The 461-nt window shown below is 72.5% G+C and carries 1 pseudogene; it reads left to right on the top strand.

Features of this window, described 5'->3' with window-relative positions:
- Nucleotides 1-461: pseudogene (locus tag DVK07_RS22570) on the top strand (hypothetical protein); the annotation flags it as partial.

Genomic DNA, 461 nt, shown 5'->3' with positions numbered 1-461 from the left:
TCGCTCCCCAGCGAAGCATCCGAACTCGGTCGAATCGGGCTGTTTCTCGCCTGTCTCGCAGTCGCGAGCGCGGCCAGCTACTGGGTGTCGCTCAGACTTCTCGGCGTCCCGGTAGTCGGCGCGCTCGCGTCGCCGAACGTCGCCGGCCTCGCGGTTCCGACGCTCGTCTACGCGCGCTATCGCGGTGTCCCGCCGTCGTTCGGTCTCCCCGAGCGCTCCCGCATCACCGACGCGCCGGCGGCGGCTCTCGCGCCGGGACTCGCCGTCGTCGCCGCGAGCGCACTCCTCGCGGTCGGCTTCGACGCCTCGCTCGCCGCGCTCGTCGGGTGGACGTACCACCCCGAGGCGTCAGTTGGAGCGGCGGCAGCACGGGCCGCCGAAGACGTGGTTCTCTCCGGTCTCGGCTTCGGGTTCCTCGTCGCGGCCGTGTTCGACCTCGCCTCGTCGCGGGTCGGACTCGC

Source organism: Halorubrum sp. Atlit-26R (genome assembly GCF_003666015.1).
GTDB lineage: Archaea > Halobacteriota > Halobacteria > Halobacteriales > Haloferacaceae > Halorubrum.
This window is presented reverse-complemented; position numbering and strand designations above follow the sequence as displayed.